At 66.2% G+C, this 15,790-nt stretch carries 15 protein-coding genes, 1 tRNA gene and 1 pseudogene; 11 read left to right on the top strand and 6 right to left on the bottom strand.

The window, feature by feature from the left end; all coding sequences use genetic code 11:
- Window positions 1–74: 74 nt before the first annotated feature.
- Both H0264_RS00085 and H0264_RS00080 read right to left on the bottom strand, forming a co-directional pair.
- Window positions 75–842 carry a crotonase/enoyl-CoA hydratase family protein gene (locus tag H0264_RS00085; RefSeq protein ID WP_231083692.1) on the bottom strand — a complete coding sequence of 256 codons (768 nt, stop codon included), beginning with the start codon at window positions 840–842 and terminating at the stop codon, window positions 75–77.
- Window positions 843–858: 16 nt separating this feature from the next.
- Window positions 859–1,641, bottom strand: a complete 783-nt coding sequence (locus H0264_RS00080) for an alpha/beta fold hydrolase (protein WP_181582058.1) — start codon at window positions 1,639–1,641, stop codon at window positions 859–861.
- An 86-nt stretch (window positions 1,642–1,727) separates the two neighbouring features.
- Between H0264_RS00080 and H0264_RS00075 the strand changes: the two genes are divergently transcribed.
- From H0264_RS00075 to H0264_RS00060, 4 genes are all read left to right on the top strand, one after another.
- Window positions 1,728–1,952, top strand: a complete 225-nt coding sequence (locus H0264_RS00075; protein WP_181582057.1) for a hypothetical protein — start codon at window positions 1,728–1,730, stop codon at window positions 1,950–1,952.
- Window positions 1,939–2,238 (top strand): hypothetical protein, encoded by a 300-nt coding sequence (locus H0264_RS00070; protein ID WP_181582056.1) that lies wholly within the window; start codon window positions 1,939–1,941, stop codon window positions 2,236–2,238. Before H0264_RS00075 ends, H0264_RS00070 begins: the two co-directional genes overlap by 14 nt.
- Before the next feature lie 49 nt (window positions 2,239–2,287).
- Window positions 2,288–2,611: a hypothetical protein gene (locus H0264_RS00065; RefSeq protein ID WP_181582055.1), complete on the top strand. Its 324-nt coding sequence runs from the start codon at window positions 2,288–2,290 to the stop codon at window positions 2,609–2,611.
- 85 nt (window positions 2,612–2,696) lie between these two features.
- Window positions 2,697–3,137: a hypothetical protein gene (locus tag H0264_RS00060; protein ID WP_181582054.1), complete on the top strand. Its 441-nt coding sequence runs from the start codon at window positions 2,697–2,699 to the stop codon at window positions 3,135–3,137.
- Window positions 3,138–3,201: 64 nt separating this feature from the next.
- Here H0264_RS00060 and H0264_RS00055 read toward each other — a convergent pair.
- Window positions 3,202–3,275: transfer RNA gene (locus H0264_RS00055), tRNA-Gly, on the bottom strand.
- Window positions 3,276–3,541: 266 nt separating this feature from the next.
- On the opposite strand from H0264_RS00055, the gene ctaD reads away from it, so the two are divergent.
- Together ctaD and dcd are read left to right on the top strand one after the other, a co-directional pair.
- A complete protein-coding gene (gene ctaD, locus H0264_RS00050) occupies window positions 3,542–5,281 on the top strand; it encodes an aa3-type cytochrome oxidase subunit I (protein ID WP_181582053.1) in 1,740 nt (579 codons plus the stop codon).
- A 64-nt stretch (window positions 5,282–5,345) separates the two neighbouring features.
- Window positions 5,346–5,918 (top strand): dCTP deaminase, encoded by a 573-nt coding sequence (gene dcd, locus H0264_RS00045; protein WP_181582052.1) that lies wholly within the window; start codon window positions 5,346–5,348, stop codon window positions 5,916–5,918.
- On the opposite strand, the gene H0264_RS00040 is transcribed toward dcd, so the two are convergent.
- Entirely contained in the window at window positions 5,875–6,264 is a 390-nt protein-coding gene (locus H0264_RS00040; RefSeq protein ID WP_181582051.1) for a hypothetical protein, read from the bottom strand. The genes dcd and H0264_RS00040 overlap by 44 nt on opposite strands.
- A gap of 255 nt (window positions 6,265–6,519) precedes the next feature.
- On the opposite strand from H0264_RS00040, the gene H0264_RS00035 reads away from it, so the two are divergent.
- Complete coding sequence (locus H0264_RS00035; protein ID WP_181582050.1) at window positions 6,520–7,872, top strand: DUF7159 family protein; 1,353 nt, start codon at window positions 6,520–6,522, stop codon at window positions 7,870–7,872.
- A 293-nt stretch (window positions 7,873–8,165) separates the two neighbouring features.
- Here H0264_RS00035 and H0264_RS00030 read toward each other — a convergent pair whose 3' ends face one another.
- Window positions 8,166–8,618: a hypothetical protein gene (locus H0264_RS00030; RefSeq protein WP_231083688.1), complete on the bottom strand. Its 453-nt coding sequence runs from the start codon at window positions 8,616–8,618 to the stop codon at window positions 8,166–8,168.
- A gap of 231 nt (window positions 8,619–8,849) precedes the next feature.
- On the opposite strand from H0264_RS00030, the gene H0264_RS00025 reads away from it, so the two are divergent.
- The 4 genes and pseudogenes from H0264_RS00025 to H0264_RS00010 all read left to right on the top strand — a co-directional run bounded on the left by H0264_RS00025 (window position 8,850) and on the right by H0264_RS00010 (window position 14,961).
- Window positions 8,850–10,280 carry a helix-turn-helix domain-containing protein gene (locus H0264_RS00025; protein WP_231083687.1) on the top strand — a complete coding sequence of 477 codons (1,431 nt, stop codon included), beginning with the start codon at window positions 8,850–8,852 and terminating at the stop codon, window positions 10,278–10,280.
- A 44-nt stretch (window positions 10,281–10,324) separates the two neighbouring features.
- A complete protein-coding gene (locus tag H0264_RS00020) occupies window positions 10,325–11,602 on the top strand; it encodes a pyridoxal phosphate-dependent aminotransferase (RefSeq protein WP_231083686.1) in 1,278 nt (425 codons plus the stop codon).
- A gap of 461 nt (window positions 11,603–12,063) precedes the next feature.
- Window positions 12,064–13,320: pseudogene (locus H0264_RS00015) on the top strand (YibE/F family protein); the annotation flags it as partial.
- Window positions 13,321–14,007: 687 nt separating this feature from the next.
- Window positions 14,008–14,961 (top strand): esterase/lipase family protein, encoded by a 954-nt coding sequence (locus tag H0264_RS00010; protein ID WP_181582048.1) that lies wholly within the window; start codon window positions 14,008–14,010, stop codon window positions 14,959–14,961.
- 7 nt (window positions 14,962–14,968) lie between these two features.
- On the opposite strand, the gene H0264_RS00005 is transcribed toward H0264_RS00010, so the two are convergent.
- Entirely contained in the window at window positions 14,969–15,790 is an 822-nt protein-coding gene (locus tag H0264_RS00005) for a lytic polysaccharide monooxygenase (RefSeq protein ID WP_231083685.1), read from the bottom strand.

Here is a 15,790-nt window from a genome sequence, read left to right as displayed (position 1 = left end):
GCAAAGTGTGAAAATGCTAACAGCGGAACCGGAACCGGTGGGGTTCCAAACCGGATTGTTTGCCGTGAATTGGCTTACTTTCCTGAATTGATACCACGATTCAGGGCCTGCCGGACGATCAGCGGCAGCTGTGTCGCCCGCTCCACGGCCAGGGTCCGCCGCACCGACGCCTGCCAGGTGCGATCGAACATTTTCTTGGCCGCGGCGACGGCCGGCGCGGGCCGCGCCACGATGCGATCGGCGAGCTTCTCGGCGGCCTCCCGCGGGTCCGCGGTGACTTCGGTCACCAGGCCGATCTTCTCGGCGTAGGCGGCGTCCACGGTGTCGGCGGTCATGGTCAGCAGCAGCGCCTTGTCGACGCCGACAAGGCGGGACAAAGTCGCTGCCCCGGTCATGTCCGGGATCAGCCCGTATTTGGCTTCCATCACCGAGAATTCGGCGTCCGGCGTGACGAACCGGAAGTCCGCGGCGAGCGCGAGTTGCAGGCCGCCGCCGAAGCAGTTGCCGTGCACGACGGCGATCACCGGCTGCGGCAGCCGCCGCCACGCCCAGCACGCCTCCTGGAAGACATTGGTGCCCTTCCACGGCAGCGGCACGAACGCCAGCGCCACGTCGAGCGGATTGCGCATGGCGCGGGCGATATCCAGGCCGCTGGAGAAGCTGGGCCCGTTGCCGGACAGGATGACCACGCGAATATCGCCGCGCTTGCCGATGATTCCGGCGACCTTCACCAGTTCGCGCAGCATGTCGATGGTCAGGCCGTTGTGCTTGTCCGGCCGGTCCAGGGTGACGTGGGCGCGGTCGCCGTCGAAGCTGAGGGTGACGTTGTTGTTGCTGCTCACTGCGTACTTCCTTGGGTTAACCCAGCTGGTCCAGCAGGAGCCGGGCGCAGCCGGCCGGGTCGTCGTAGTACGGCGTGTGGCCGCTGCCGTGCAGCGTGACATGCCGTGCGCCGGGCAGTACCGCGCGGGCGCGGCGGGCCTGGGTGGCGTATGTGAGCAGAATGTCACGGTTGCCCCAGGCGATGGTGACCGGGATGGTTTCGACGGCGGTGCGGTCGGGGAGCCGGAAGTCGGTGAAGGAGGCCAGGGCGGCGTCGAATCCGCGGGCGCTCATGAGCCCTTCGGCGGTGGCGATGGCGACCTCTCGGCTGATGTCCCAGGGCTTGCCGAACACCAGGCCGGTGAAGGCGGTGCGGCCCGCGGTGGTGCCCAGGATGCCGGCGCTCAGATTCGGGCCGAGCACGCGCACAAGGTCTTTGGCGCGGGCCAGTGCCTGCTGGCACCAGATGCGGCCGGGCGTGTCCCAGAATCCGATGGGGGAGTAGGCGGTGACCGAGCGGGCGAGGCCGCGCGCGGCCAGGTCGAGCACGATGCCGCCGCCCATGGAATTGCCTGCCAGATGCGGGTTTTCGACGCCTTCGGCGGCGAAGAAGTCGACCAGTGCGTCGGCGAGGGTGGAAACCGTTGTGTGCGTGAGCGGTTCGCTGCCGCCGAAACCGGGTAGGTCCACGGCGATGACATCGAAGGATTCGGCGAGCGCGGGAATGACGGGTTCCCACACCTGCCACAGGCTGCCGACGCCGTGCACGAGTACGAGCGGCTCGCCGCTCCCGGTGCGGTGGTGGTTCAACTTCGTCACGCGGCTGAACCTATCAGCGGTTGACATGCCGCCAACAGGGCAATTCGGCCAACCCGGACGCCCACCTCGGAAGTAGGATAAAAGGTATGGCTACCAGGAAGGTGACCTTGTCGCTCGACGCGGCGGCCTGGTCCTATGCCGAACAAGCCGCGGCCCGCGCGGGCATGTCACCCTCGGCGTGGATATCCCGCGCCGCTCGGCGCGAAGCCATTCGCACCGGCTGCGGCCCGATGCCCGATCAGACCGCGTCCGCCGCGACGGAAGAGGCGGAGCTGGCCGCCGCCGAGGAGGAGCTGCGTGCGCAAGGGTGAAGTCTGGCTCTACCACCCGCACGGCGACGCCCCCCGGCTTCGCAACATCATTCTCATCAGCAGTGACGGCATCAACGAGTCGCCGCGCCCGTGGCTGATCGCCGCCGAGGTGCTCGACGACGATCCGCAAGACATTCTGGCCGTGTCGATTCCGGGTCACGGCTGGATTCACGCCGGCAATCTGGGCCGCATCTATCGCGGCTGGCTGGCGCGGCATGTCGGCACGGTGGACATCGAGACGGCGGAGCGGATCGACACCGCGCTGCGCGCTGCCATGGATCTGTGAGATCGTCTCTGCGGCACAACCCGTCTGACCGCCGAGAATAGAGGAACCAGTGAGGATTTCCCTGATCGCCGCCGCGCTCGTCGCGCTCCCGCTGCTGACCGCCTGTGGTGGTGGTGACGACGCTCCGGCAGTCACCGCGGCCGAGATCTCCAAGGCCCTGCAGGACGGCGGCCTGAAGGACACCAAGCTGGCCGATTGCGCCGCGAAAATCTATGTGGACGAAGGCATTTCGCAGGACGGCCTGCGCCTGATGATCAAGAACGACGGCCGGACCGCCTCCGCCACCGACCCGGAGGCCCTCGGCATGACCAAGGACGATTCGGAGAAGGCGAAGAGCGCCACCAACCGCATCGTCGGCGAGTGCCTCAAGTAGCTGTTAGGCAATTTGCAAGCGCGGCCCTCCACTCTGTTGTACGAGACGGCGATCATCCCGTCGCCCAACGGATTCGAGGATTGCGATGAGGAAAACCCTGATAGCGGCAGCCCTGGCGATGCTGCCGCTGCTGGCCGCGTGCGGCAGTAGCGACCAGTCCACCGCCCCGTCGACTTCGGCCGCCGCGGCAACCTCGGTGGCAGCGACGACCACCGCGGGCACCACCTCCGCGGCTCCCACCACCACGGTCAAGACCGGCACGTCCACCACCACGGTCTCCGGCGCCCCGCTCACGGCGGCCGAGATCTCGAAAGCCTTGCAGGACAAGGGCAGTCTCGACGCCAAGACCGCCAACTGCATCGCCGAGATCTACATCGACGAGGGCATCTCCCAGCCCGGCCTCCGCAAAATCCTGGAGAGCGACTCCACCACCGGCACCCTCAACGTCTCCGACCTGGGCCTGACCACCTCGGACATCCCCAAGGCCGTGAAGGCCACCGCCCGCGTCGTCTCCGAATGCAACTGACGGTCCGGCCGCGCGACACGAAAAAGGCCCTCCACCAGATTTGCTGGTCGGAGGGCCTTTCTGCTGGAGCCGGTGACGGGAATCGAACCCGCAATTCGACCTTGGGAAGGTAGCGTGTTGCCACTACACCACACCGGCAGTGCGCTAGGCGCGTCCGCGACTCTATCAGACGCCGGGCGGGCGGGCGCAAATATTTCGGGGGTGCGGGGGAGGGGGTTGTCGACGTGTCGGGGCGGCGCGCCGAAGATCGGCGGGGTTGTTTCGCTGAAGTAGGAAGTTCCTCTTACGGGCGGTCGTAGACTGTCGGGCAGGGTCGAAAACCCGTCCACCACAGGGATTTTGGATGCGCTGAACATTTGCTGGCGCGGGTTCGGTGCTTCCTGCTCGGGGGTCGAGGAGGACTTATGACCGCTGTGCCCGCCAAGGACGTTCCGCAACTGAAGGCTGTGCGGCCGTATCCACGCAGGATGGGGCCCAAGGGTTCCTTCTTCTGGAAGGCCGTCACCACCACCGATCCCAAGGTGCTCGGGATCATGTACATGTTCACGGCCATTACATTCTTCCTGATCGGCGGCCTGATGGCGCTACTGATGCGGGTGGAGCTGGCGCGGCCGGGATTGCAGGTGCTCTCACCGGAGCAGTTCAATCAGCTGTTCACCATGCACGGGACGATCATGTTGCTGTTCTATGCGACACCGATCGTCTTCGGATTTGCCAATGCGGTGCTGCCTCTGCAGATCGGGGCTCCGGATGTGGCGTTTCCCCGGTTGAATGCCCTTAGTTACTGGCTCTATCTGTTCGGGGCCAGCATGGCCACGGCCGGATTCCTCACCCCGGGCGGCGCGGCCGACTTCGGGTGGACGGCCTACACGCCGCTGGCCGACGGCATGCACTCACCCGGCGTCGGCGGGGACCTGTGGATCATGGGCCTGGCGGTGTCCGGCCTCGGCACCATCCTCAGCGGCGTCAACTTCATCACCACCATCGTGTGCCTGCGCGCACCCGGCATGACGCTGTTCCGCATGCCCATCTTCACCTGGAACATCCTGGTGACGAGTGTGCTTGTGCTGCTTGCCTTCCCGATTCTCACCGCGGCCCTGCTGGTGCTGGAGATCCAGCGGCGCATGGGCGGGCACGTGTTCGACTCGGCCAATGGCGGGGCCATCGCCTGGCAGCATCTGTTCTGGTTCTTCGGGCATCCCGAGGTGTACATCATCGCGCTGCCGTTCTTCGGCATCGTCACCGAGATCTTCCCGGTGTTCAGCCGGAAACCGGTGTTCGGGTACACCACGCTGGTGTACGCGACGCTGTCCATCGGGGCGCTGTCGATGGCGGTGTGGGCACATCACATGTACGCGACGGGAGCCGTTCTGCTGCCGTTCTTCTCGATCATGACGTTCTTGATCGCCGTGCCGACGGGGGTGAAATTCTTCAACTGGATCGGCACCATGTGGCGCGGGCAGCTCACCTTCGAGACGCCCATGCTGTGGTCCATCGGATTCCTGATCACGTTCCTGTTCGGCGGCCTGTCCGGCGTCGTGCTGGCCTCCCCGCCGCTCGACTTCCACGTGTCTGACTCGTATTTCGTTGTGGCGCATTTCCATTACGTGCTGTTCGGCACCATCGTGTTCGCGACCTTCGCGGGCATCTACTTCTGGTTCCCGAAGATGACCGGCCGGCTATTGGACGAGCGGCTGGGCAAACTGCACTTCTGGACCACGTTCGTCGGCTTCCACACCACATTTCTGGTGCAGCACTGGCTCGGAAACGAGGGGTTCCCGAGGCGGTACGCGGATTATCTGCCGCAGGACGGGTTCACGGCCCTGAACACCATCTCGACCGTCGGTTCCTTCGTGCTCGGATTCTCGATGATCACGTTCGTCTGGAACGTCTTCAAGAGCTACCGCTACGGCGAAGTCGTCACCGTCGACGACCCCTGGGGCTACGGCAACTCGCTGGAATGGGCCACCGGCTGCCCGCCACCCAGGCACAACTTCTACGAACTCCCGCGCATCCGCTCCGAACGCCCGGCCTTCGAACTGCACTACCCGCACATGATCGACCGCATGCGCACCGAAGCCGAAGTGGGCTGGGGAGGCCGGAGAAAGAAGGCAATCGAAAAGGAATCCGCCCCGAAGCAATAACGCAAAAACCGCGACCGAGGGGGCCGCGGCCCGCCCGGAGCGAAGCGGAGGGCAAAATGGCACAGTGCTGCTTTCCGATCGTGACATCCGTGCGGAGATCGCCGCTGGGCGTCTCGCGCTCGAGCCCTTCGACGAGAAGCTGGTCCAGCCGTCGAGTATCGATGTGCGGTTGGACAGCCTGTTCCGGGTTTTCAACAACACCCGGTACACCCATATCGACCCGGCGCAGCGTCAGGACGAACTGACTTCGCTGGTCGAGCCCAAGGAGGGCGAGCCGTTCGTCCTGCATCCGGGCGAGTTCGTGCTCGGCTCGACCCTCGAGGTGTGCACGCTGCCCGACGATCTGGCGGGCCGGCTCGAGGGCAAGTCGAGTCTGGGTCGTCTCGGCCTGCTCACCCACTCCACCGCCGGTTTCATCGATCCGGGCTTCAGCGGCCACATCACCCTGGAGCTGTCGAATGTGGCGAATCTGCCCATCACGCTGTGGCCGGGCATGAAGATCGGTCAGCTCTGCGTCTTCCGTCTGACGAGCCCGGCCGAGCACCCGTACGGCAGCGCCGCCGCCGGTTCCAAGTATCAGGGCCAGCGCGGTCCTACTCCGTCGCGGGCGTACCTGAACTTTCCACTCGAGGTCTGAAGTGGGCGCGCGAACCGCGCGGCGCCCACAGCATGACGAAGACGAGCAGTGACAGCACCCAGCCGAAAACCAGTGCCGCGCGCACACCTTCGCTGGGCCACAGCGCCCACACCACGAATCGTCCGCCGAACTGGCAGACGAGCAGCACGGTGATGGTGATGCGGGCCCAGTTGCGCCCGCGCAGGATCGGCGGGATCAGTGCCGCGTAGATCGGTGCGCCGAGCAGGTGGTAGACGGTGCCGACATTCCAGCTGAACGGTGAGGTCAGCAGGACGATGATGTGATTGATCGCGTGAATGCCTATGCCCAGCGCGGCAATTCGCACGGTGACCGGTATGCCCGACATGAGATCCCTCTCGCCGATCGCGCTACATGTCGATCGCAATCGTGCGCTTCGGGTGTGGATTCGTACAGCCCACAAATGTGGCGTGAATGTGTCGCCCGATCAGTGAATCCCCGGGTGTACGGAACCCGTGTCAGGCCGTAAGGTGACCCCGACAGGTACAGTGACCCCACCCGTTGGGACGCGACACCCGCCGATTGCACCAGGCAAGTGCTCGCTCCCATGTGTCGGGGAGTGTGGAATCGAGATGGGCTGCAGATGAGTTCGGTATTGGGAGTTTCGGTGGGGGCGGGCGCGGTTCGCGTCGCACGTCCACACGCCGGGAATTCCGCCGAGCCGCGCCCGGCCGGATTCCACACCGCGCCGGACGCATTCGACGTGCAGGGCATTCCGGTCGAGGAGCGCCGCGCGGAGGAGCTGGTCGCGGATGCGATCGGCGCCGTGCTGGCCGCCGATCCGCAGATCGCGGCGACCGCCATCGCGTATCGGGACGAACAGCACGCCCGCGGTATTCGCGCCGAACTCGCGCGCCGCCAGTTCACCAATTACGAGCTGGTGCCGGATGTGATCGCGGCGCTGGAGTTCCTCGAAAACGCCGGTGAGCTCCAGGGTTTCGGCACCGTCGCCCTCTACGATCTGGGCGCTTCGGGCCTTTCGGTCACCGTTGTGGATACCGGTTCCCGTCAGATCTGCGCCAGCGAACGCACCAGCGACATCAGCGGCGACTACCTCGACTCCCTCATCCGCGAACAGCAGATCGCCTCCGGCCGCATCGCGCACCCCGCGGATCCGGCGGGCCTGGCGGCCCTGGACGCCCTGTGCCGCACCGCGAAAGAACAGCTCTCCACCAGCAGCGCGGTAGCGCTGCCCTCCCCCGAGGGCCTGGTCCTGCTCTCCCAGGAGAACTTCGAGGCCCTCATCATGCTGGCCGTCGAGTCCTCCGCCCGCATGACCCGAGACGTCATCCTGCGCTCCGAACAACCGGTGCAGGCCGTGGCCCTGATCGGCGGCTGCGCCCAAATCCCCCTGGTGGCAAGGGTTCTCCGCCGCTGGCTCGGCGTCCCCGTCATTGTCGCCGCCGCCCCCGACACGGTCGCCGCCCGCGGCGCGGTCATGCTGGCCCGTCCCGCCCACCAGCGCCCGGCCCCCGCGCCCTTCCCGTCGACCTTCCACGACGACCACCCCGCCCAGGTTCGCCCCGACCCGGAACCCGCCTGGCTCGGAAACCACTCCGACCCCGACAAACCCAACCGCCGCCGCGAAATCAGCGTCGCCGGCGTAGCGGTAGGCGCCCTCGTGGTCGTGGCCGCCATCGGCACCACTCTCGGCTGGGGCCCCCAAGTCCTGGAACACGATTCCCAGAGCAAGGACGTCGCGACCACCACGGCAGTCCCCACCACCACCTCGGCGGCTCCCGCCCCCACCACCGAGGCCCCCACCACCACGGACCCCACCAACGACGCCCTGGCGGTACCGCAACCTCGCTACCAGACGACCACCACCGAGGCCCCACCCACGCAGGGCCCCAACACGATCACCGTGATCCCCGGCCTCCCGCCAATCGTGGTGCCCACCATTCCGCCGCTCTTCCCAGCCGCTCCGGCTCCGTGATCTGAAAGTCTGAACTATTCAGACTTCTCAGGGGCTTCGCCCCCGAACCCCCTTACGAGAGTTGGGCGAGGCCAAGTGGTGTCCCGAGCTTCCGCTATACGGGTGGGATTACCGGGCGCAGCCCTATGGGGGCCGGGGGCTAGCCCCCGCTTTCGCCTTTGGGGGTTCGGGGGCGAAGCCCCTGAGAGTTACGAGAGTTGTCCAACCCGCCGAGTCCGCCCCGTCGACTGCCAGGAGGGGCGGACTCGGTGGGTCCCGGCGTACGGGACGCCGGGGCGAGGGCCGGCTGCGTTTCAGCCCTCGCTTTCGATTCCCACCGCCAGAGCTGTCGTGATGAGCGACGACAGGGGTGGGAGTTTGAGATCTCGGGTGGGTGGGACGACCCAGTAGCAACCTTCGCGCGTCCAGCGGCCGAGGCCGGTGGGGAGCATGACGGCGCTGCCGATGGCGGGTATGCCGATGTCGAGGCGGTTGAGTTCCTCCATGATCTGGTCGCCGGGGCGGCTGTCGGGGTCGACGAGGAAGCTCCAGCGGATCTGCCGGGCGAGGGCGGGCGCGGGCGTCTGCTGGTGTTGCATTGCGTCGCGGACCTTTTCGGCGCGTGCCACCGGTAGATGGACGACGCCGATTTGCCCGGTTACCGGGAGCATGACGAACCCGCCGCGTTCGGCTACCGGCAGGCCGAACTCGTGCCGGTAGAAGGACACCCAGTCCTCCACCGTCCGAAGCTTGTCCGCGTTCAACATCCGACTCCTTGCACTCCCGAAAATGACGGGGAGCCTCCCGATTTCAAGGGTCGCGCCTGCGGGGGCAGTGTGAAAACGCCCGCGCGCCCGCCTTGCGCTGCCCTTCCGCTGCCTTTACTACCGGCGCGTACAACTCTGATACCGACTGATACCAGCTGTGTTTCGGCTGTGGCCGCAGTCACGCAGCGCTCGTACCCTGGACATCGGAGTTCGTTCGGAAGGGATGACATCGTGGTCCGGCAGTGGTCAGGTAAAGAGGCCCGTGCCCTCCGCGATGCCAAAAGGATGAGTATCCGGGAGTTCGCAGCACATTTGGGTGTGCACGAGCGCTTGGTCTCGAAGTGGGAAGCCGGTGGGATCCGGGTGCATCCGCGCCCCATCAATCAGGCCGCCCTCGACACCTCCCTCGCCAGGTCCGACGATGTTGTGCGGGCACGGTTCGCGGCCTTGATCGACCAACCCCTGATCGACCGCCCCGCCGTACCCGGTTTCGATGTGCACCACAACGGTGCCTTTCAGGGCAAAACCTTTGAGCGGCAAGACCGTCCGGTGCAAGCCAGTTATTCCAGCGACGCGGAACTGCTGGCACTCGTCGACACGGGTGCAATGAGAGGCGATGCGTTAGCGGCGATTTCGGAGAGGGATCTGATCATGGCGGCTGCCCATGAAGCAAGTGAGCATGCCGGGCGGGCGGAGAGCACCAATGTGGGAGCGACCACGTTGGAGCAGCTCGACGCCGATGTCATGCGTATTGCGAACGATTACGTGCATGTGCCCCCGGTGCCCATGATGGTGGAGATGCTGCGGGTGCGGCGTCGTGTGTACCGGTTGCTCGAGGGTCATCAGCGCCCGGCCGATACGTCGCATTTGTACCTACTCGCCGGAACCTTGTCCGGACTGCTCGCCAATGCCAGCACCGATCTCGGGTATTTCGATGCGGCGGGCGAACAGGGCAGGGCCGCTTGGGCTTACGCGGAACTGTGCGGGCACAACGGATTACGTGCGTGGACGCGGGGCATGCAGGCGCTCATCGAATACTGGTCGGAACGTCCACGCCGCGCGGTGCTCCTCGCCCAGAGCGGGCAGCAGTACGCGGAGTCGGCGACCGCGCGGGTGCGACTACTCAATATCGAGGCCCGTATCTGGTCGCGCCTGGGTAGTACGCAGGACACCGAACGCTGCATCCGTGCCGCGGACGAGGCGCGCAGCGGCGACGTCAGCGACACCCTGCACGACGAGGTCGGCGGCGTCTTCGGTTTCAAGGAACCGAAGAGCCAGTACTACGCGGGCGCCACCTACATCCATCTCGGTCAGGCCGAGCCGGCGCTGGAGGCGACGACCCGCGCCATCGACCTGTACGCCAACGGCCCGACCGAGCAGCGCTCGTACGGTGCCGAGGCATTGGCCCGCGTGGACAGTGCCGCCGCGCACCTGATCAACGGCAGCCTGGACGGTGCCGCCGAAGCGTTGCAGCCGGTGCTGCAGCTGGACGAGGACAAGCGCATCGCCCAGCTGGAGGAGCGCCTCACGGGCCTGCGTCAGCGCCTCACCGGTCCGGAGTTCCGCGATGCCGCCGAGGGCCGCCACCTGGACGAAAGGATCGAGGAGTTCTGCGGAGCGACGGCCGCCAAGAGCCTGTTACCTCCTGATACAGCGCGGTAGCAGTTGGGGGCCCGAGGGACAAACCAGGTGGTGCACGAGCCGGCATGCGGGCGGATGGCACCATTGGTCGGGTGAGCCCTTCCAGTCACCTACCGCATCGGCCCCCGCGCACCCTGGAGCAGTCGACCAAGCTTCAGAACGTTCTCTATGAGATCCGGGGGCCGGTACACGCACATGCGGCACGGCTGGAATCCGAAGGTCATCGCATTCTCAAGCTGAATATCGGCAATCCCGCGCCGTTCGGTTTCGAGGCCCCGGACGTGATCATGCGCGACATGATCGCCGCGCTGCCGTACGCGCAGGGCTACTCGGAGTCGAAGGGCATCCTGCCCGCGCGGCGTTCCATCGTGACCCGCTACGAGTTGGTCCCGGGTTTCCCGCAGTTCGATGTGGACGACGTGTACCTGGGCAACGGCGTGTCCGAGCTGATCACCATCACCATGCAGGCGCTGCTGGACAATGGCGACGAGGTGTTGATCCCCGCGCCGGACTATCCGCTGTGGACCGCCATGACCTCGCTGGCCGGCGGCACCCCGGTGCACTACCTGTGCGACGAGTCCAATGGCTGGCAGCCGGACATCGCGGACATGGAATCGAAGATCACCGACAAGACCAAGGCCATTGTCGTGATCAACCCGAACAATCCGACGGGCGCGGTGTATTCGGCGGAGGTGCTGCAGCAGGTCGTGGACCTGGCGCGCAAGCATCAGCTGCTGCTGCTCGCGGACGAGATCTACGACAAGATCCTCTACGACGACGCCAAGCATGTCTCGCTGGCGACGCTGGCCCCGGATCTGTTGTGCCTCACCTTCAATGGGCTGTCGAAGGCGTACCGGGTGGCGGGTTACCGCTCCGGCTGGCTGGTGATCACCGGCCCGAAGGATCATGCGGAAGGGTTCATCGAGGGCATCGATCTGCTCGCCTCGACCCGCCTGTGCCCGAATGTGCCTGCGCAGCATGCGATTCAGGTGGCGTTGGGCGGGCATCAGTCGATCGAGGATCTGGTGCTGCCGGGTGGCCGGCTGCTGGAGCAGCGGGATGTGGCCTGGGAGAAGCTGAATACGATTCCGGGCGTCTCGTGTGTGAAGCCGAAGGGCGCGCTGTACGCGTTTCCGCGTTTGGACCCGGAAGTGCATGAGATCCACGATGATTCGAAGCTGGTGCTGGATCTGCTGCTGCAGGAGAAGATCCTGATGGTGCAGGGCACGGGGTTCAACTGGCCGCATCATGATCATCTGCGGATCGTGACGCTGCCGTGGGCGCGGGATCTGTCGGTCGCGATCGAGCGATTCGGCAACTTCCTGTCGAGCTATCGGCAGTGACGCACACCACCTTCGGGGCCCGATCGGCATGCTGGTCGCTTGACCAGCTGCTTTCCGGGGATTCGGTTCAAAAACAAACCGCTGGTACGAAAAAGTTGGGTTTTTAGAGACTTAGCTAGCGCAAAGAACCGACTTTTGTGTACAGTGGTCCTCGGCACTTCAAGTGCCCCGGCTGGACCGCCTACCCCCCCTGGGCCGTCCAGCCCTGGGTCGGCCCGGCATACCCCCCCTGTGCCGCCGGCCCCCGGGCGGCGGAGACATCCCCCTGCTCTCCGCCGCCCCCTCCCAGGGATTCTGTGCTTTTCCCAGGGGCTCTGCCCCCGGACCCCCGGAATCGGGGGCGCTGCCCCCGGCCCCCGTTACGGGGTGTTTGTATTTTCAGAATTCTGCTGAAATGCCTCGTGAAACGCGTTGTCGCCCTTGTGCGCGACAGAGAATCGTTTTCGTTTAGGCTGCCTCGGGTGAGCGATCACCATCACCACCATCATGATCATTCGGGGCCGATAGCCATCAGCGCTACGGCCGCCCGTGTCGTCATCGGGCTGCTCGCCGTCATCGGTGTCGCCGTGCTGGTCGGGCTGGTGTGGTTGTGGCCCAGCAAGCAATCGATCGACATTCCGCTACCCATGCAGAACGCGACCGGCGGCGCCTGGCAGACCGAAGCCGGCACCGTGATCTCGCAGGATCTGGGACCGTGTGGAAGTGCTTCGCAGGGCCGGGTTTTCGCGGATCAGCCGCAGGCGCCGCCGACCAAGGCGTACGAGTGCACGCGCAGCATCATCAGCATCGACTCCGGACCGCACGAGGGCAGCAAGACGCTGTTCGAGATCGCCCCGGGGCCGGGTCAGCCCGAATTGCATGTGGGCGACCACATTCGGATCGTGCGGCAGGTCGATCCCACCGGGCAGGCCATGTACGGCTTCGACGATTTCGCGCGCGGGCTGCCGTTGACCATCATCGCCATCGTGTTCGCGGTGGTGATCATCGCGGTGGCGCGCTGGCGCGGCCTGCGCGCGCTGATCGGCCTGATCTTCGCGTTCGGCGTGCTCGTGGTGTTCATGCTGCCCGCGCTGCTCGACGGAAAACCGGCCATCCCAGTGGCATTGGTGGCGGGTGCGCTGATCCTCTACGCCGTGCTGTACCTGGCGCACGGGGTGAATCTGCGAACCAGTTCGGCACTGCTGGGCACGCTGGCCTCGATGGTGCTGGCGGCCGTGCTGTCCTGGGTGACCCTCGAAATGACGCACCTGACGGGTCTGTCGGAAGAGCAGAACACCACTGTCGCAACGTATCTCCAGCATGTGAGCATTACCGGGCTGCTGCTGGCGGGCTTCATCATCGGTTCGCTCGGTGTGCTCAACGATGTCACCATCACCCAGGCGTCGGCCGCGTTCGAGCTGGCGGCGCTGGATGAAAAAGCTACGCGCCGAGGCATTTTCGCGGCGGCCATGCGGGTCGGTCGCGACCACATCGCCAGCACCGTCTACACCCTGGTGCTCGCCTACGCCGGTGGCGCGCTGCCGCTGCTGCTGCTGTTCAGCGTGGCGAATCGGCCGATCCGGGATGTGCTCGTCGGTGATGCGGTGGGCATCGAGATCGCGCGGTCCGCGGTCGGCGGCATCTGCCTCGCGCTGTCCGTACCGCTGACGACTGCCATCGCCGTCATGCTGGCCCGGCCATTCGGCAGCAAACCCGCAGCGGCCAAGCGGGCGGCGGGTTCCTCCCGTGCGGCGCGTTCCGGCGCGATCGTGGGTGGCGCTCGTGCGAGCGGCCCGCGCCCGAAAGCCGGTGGACCCAATGCACCGCGCACCGGTGAAACCGCGCGGGTGCCGAGGGCTTCCGGATCGCGAACGGGGGAGGCCCCGCGCGTGCCGTCCGCACCGGAGGTCGCCGGTACCGGTGAGCGGCCTCGATCCGCGGAAGGGCCGGGCGACTCGGGGCAGACGCCCGGAACCGGTGAAGCACAGCACTTTCCGCACACCAGTCGATACCGCACCGGCGAATTCCCCTCCGTCTCCGCACCTTCCGGCTCGCGAGATCCGCAGTACGGGGACGAGGCGACGACGACCGGTTCGTGGGATGCGTTCTCGGACCCGGCTCCGGCCTGGGACGACGACGCCACCCCGCCGACCGGCATGCCGATCGTGCCGCCGGACGACAACCCGCCGGATGCGCCGCGGCACGGTCGACACTCCCGGCCCTGACACGCTGTGCTGATCGGAATCCGCTGGTGAATGGATGATTCCGAGTACGGTGACCGCACGTCCTCGGTTTGCTGTGGGATAGCAGCAACCCCGTCATCCCGGCATGCTCGTGGCCGGGATCCACGCTGTTGGTGCTGGCCGGGCGACGACGGATTCCGGCCGAGCCCGCCGGAATGACGAGTGCCAAGGAGCGTTGTCCGGATGCTGCTCAGGAGAATCAAGACGCTGTTGCTCGCCGGACTGTCCGGCGCACTGGCTGTGACCGTTGCCGTTCCCGGTACGGCAGCGGCGGATGGGCTGCCGGTGGTCTACGGGATGGGGCCGTTCGTCAATGCCATCCTGACGGCTACCGCACCCTACGACCCGCCGGGCGGCAACGACTGGACCTGCAGACCTGGCCCGGAGCGTCCACTGCCGGTGGTGCTGGTGACCGGTCTGTCGGGCAATGGCGAGAACAGCTGGCAGACGATCTCTCCGCTGTTGAAGAACGAGGGCTACTGCGTCTTCGCCCTCACCTACGGAACCTATCCGGGTGACAGCGGATGGTGGGCGGGCGTGGGTGGGCGGACGCCCATCATGGATTCGAGTGCCGAGCTCGCCCGGTATGTCGATCAGGTGCTGGCCGTGACGGGTGCGCCGAAGGTGAAGCTGCTGACCTGGTCGGCGGGGGCGGTGGTCGGTGCCGCCTATATCCAGTTCCTCGGTGGTGATCGGACCGTCGACGCCCAGGTGTCGCTGGCCCCCATGTGGAAGGGCACCCAGGTTGCGCAGAGCACCACGAACAGTGCCAATTCGCTGGGCATCTACAACAGCGTGTACGCCGCGATGAATCCGCCGTGCGGGGCCTGCGTCGATGTGCTCACCGGCTCGGCGTTCATCGACAGGCTGACGGCCAGCGGTGTCTATTCGGACGAGGTGCGCTACTACTCGGTTCTCACCGAAGTGGACGGGCAGGTGGTGCCGTTCACCAATGGCTGGGTGGACGCCCCGAATGCGACGAATGTGGTTCTGCAGCATGGATGTCCGCAGAATCTGACCGGTCATCTGATGCTGTCCAGCGATCCGCGGTCGGTGAACCTGGCAGTGCAGGGGCTGGATCCGGACCAGCCGCGTTCCATCCCCTGCGCGCCCAACTCGGGTCCGGCGGGAATCTAACGCTGCGTCACAGCCGTTCCCACAGCGCCGGTGTGGCGGGTGGCGTCCAGTTCGGGTCGTGGACGGTGTGCGCCTGACGGCAGCGGTAGCGGCTGCCCTGATAGGTCACGACATCGCCGATTGCGTACTGCGCCTGTACCTTCCACTCACCGGCGGGTGCGGGCCGGGTCGTCGTGGTGACCGGTGGGGGTGTGGTGGTGACCGGCGGTTCGGTGGTCGGCGGCGTGGTGGTGTGCTGATGTGTGGTCGTCGCGGGTGGGTTCGTGGTGGGCGGGTTCGTGGTGGTCGCCGGGGGAGTGGTCGGGCCGCCGTCCCCGCTGATGTTCAGATCGAGGCAGGAATAGAACGCGTTGGCCGTATCCCCGATATTCCAGATGGCCAGCAACTTCTGCCGCCCGGTGAATCCCCCGAGATCGATTGTGTGCGAGGCGGATTGCGAAGGCGGTTGATTGTTCCCCTCCACCATCCCGACCCGCGTGCCCCCGATGTAGTACTCCCAGTTCTGCGTCCGATGCTGCGCGGTGAACTTCCAGCTGAATGTCACTGTGCGCCCGACGTTCTGGACTCGCCAGCCCTTGCTGTCGTCATCGAGTTCCGCGAACCGCCCGACCCCGCCGCTGCAGCTGCGTAGTCCCTTGGGTCCCTCCACGCTCTGCGGCTCGTACTTGATCTCCCCGCAGGCCACGAGCCCCTGCGCGCATTGCGCCTGCCTGCTCGCCGGACTGTCCACATATCCGTGCGCGCGGGCATCTCCCGGCATGAGCACCGCGAGTGCGGTGAGCACTCCGGTCGCGGCCCCGACAGTGCACAGTCTTCTGCTAGCTACCAC

Source organism: Nocardia huaxiensis (assembly GCF_013744875.1).
Classification (GTDB): domain Bacteria; phylum Actinomycetota; class Actinomycetes; order Mycobacteriales; family Mycobacteriaceae; genus Nocardia; species Nocardia huaxiensis.
This window is presented reverse-complemented; position numbering and strand designations above follow the sequence as displayed.

Bases quoted from the DNA above. Each gene is read 5' to 3' on its own strand.
- H0264_RS00020 (WP_231083686.1), top strand. From the start codon at position 10,325: ATGCGGGCGGATGGCACCATTGGTCGGGTGAGCCCTTCCAGTCACCTA.
- H0264_RS00075 (WP_181582057.1), top strand. From the start codon at position 1,728: ATGGCTACCAGGAAGGTGACCTTGTCGCTCGACGCGGCGGCCTGGTCC.
- H0264_RS00060 (WP_181582054.1), top strand. From the start codon at position 2,697: ATGAGGAAAACCCTGATAGCGGCAGCCCTGGCGATGCTGCCGCTGCTG.
- H0264_RS00010 (WP_181582048.1), top strand. From the start codon at position 14,008: ATGCTGCTCAGGAGAATCAAGACGCTGTTGCTCGCCGGACTGTCCGGC.
- ctaD (WP_181582053.1), top strand. From the start codon at position 3,542: ATGACCGCTGTGCCCGCCAAGGACGTTCCGCAACTGAAGGCTGTGCGG.
- H0264_RS00040 (WP_181582051.1), bottom strand. From the start codon at position 6,264: ATGTCGGGCATACCGGTCACCGTGCGAATTGCCGCGCTGGGCATAGGC.
- H0264_RS00030 (WP_231083688.1), bottom strand. From the start codon at position 8,618: ATGTTGAACGCGGACAAGCTTCGGACGGTGGAGGACTGGGTGTCCTTC.
- H0264_RS00035 (WP_181582050.1), top strand. From the start codon at position 6,520: ATGAGTTCGGTATTGGGAGTTTCGGTGGGGGCGGGCGCGGTTCGCGTC.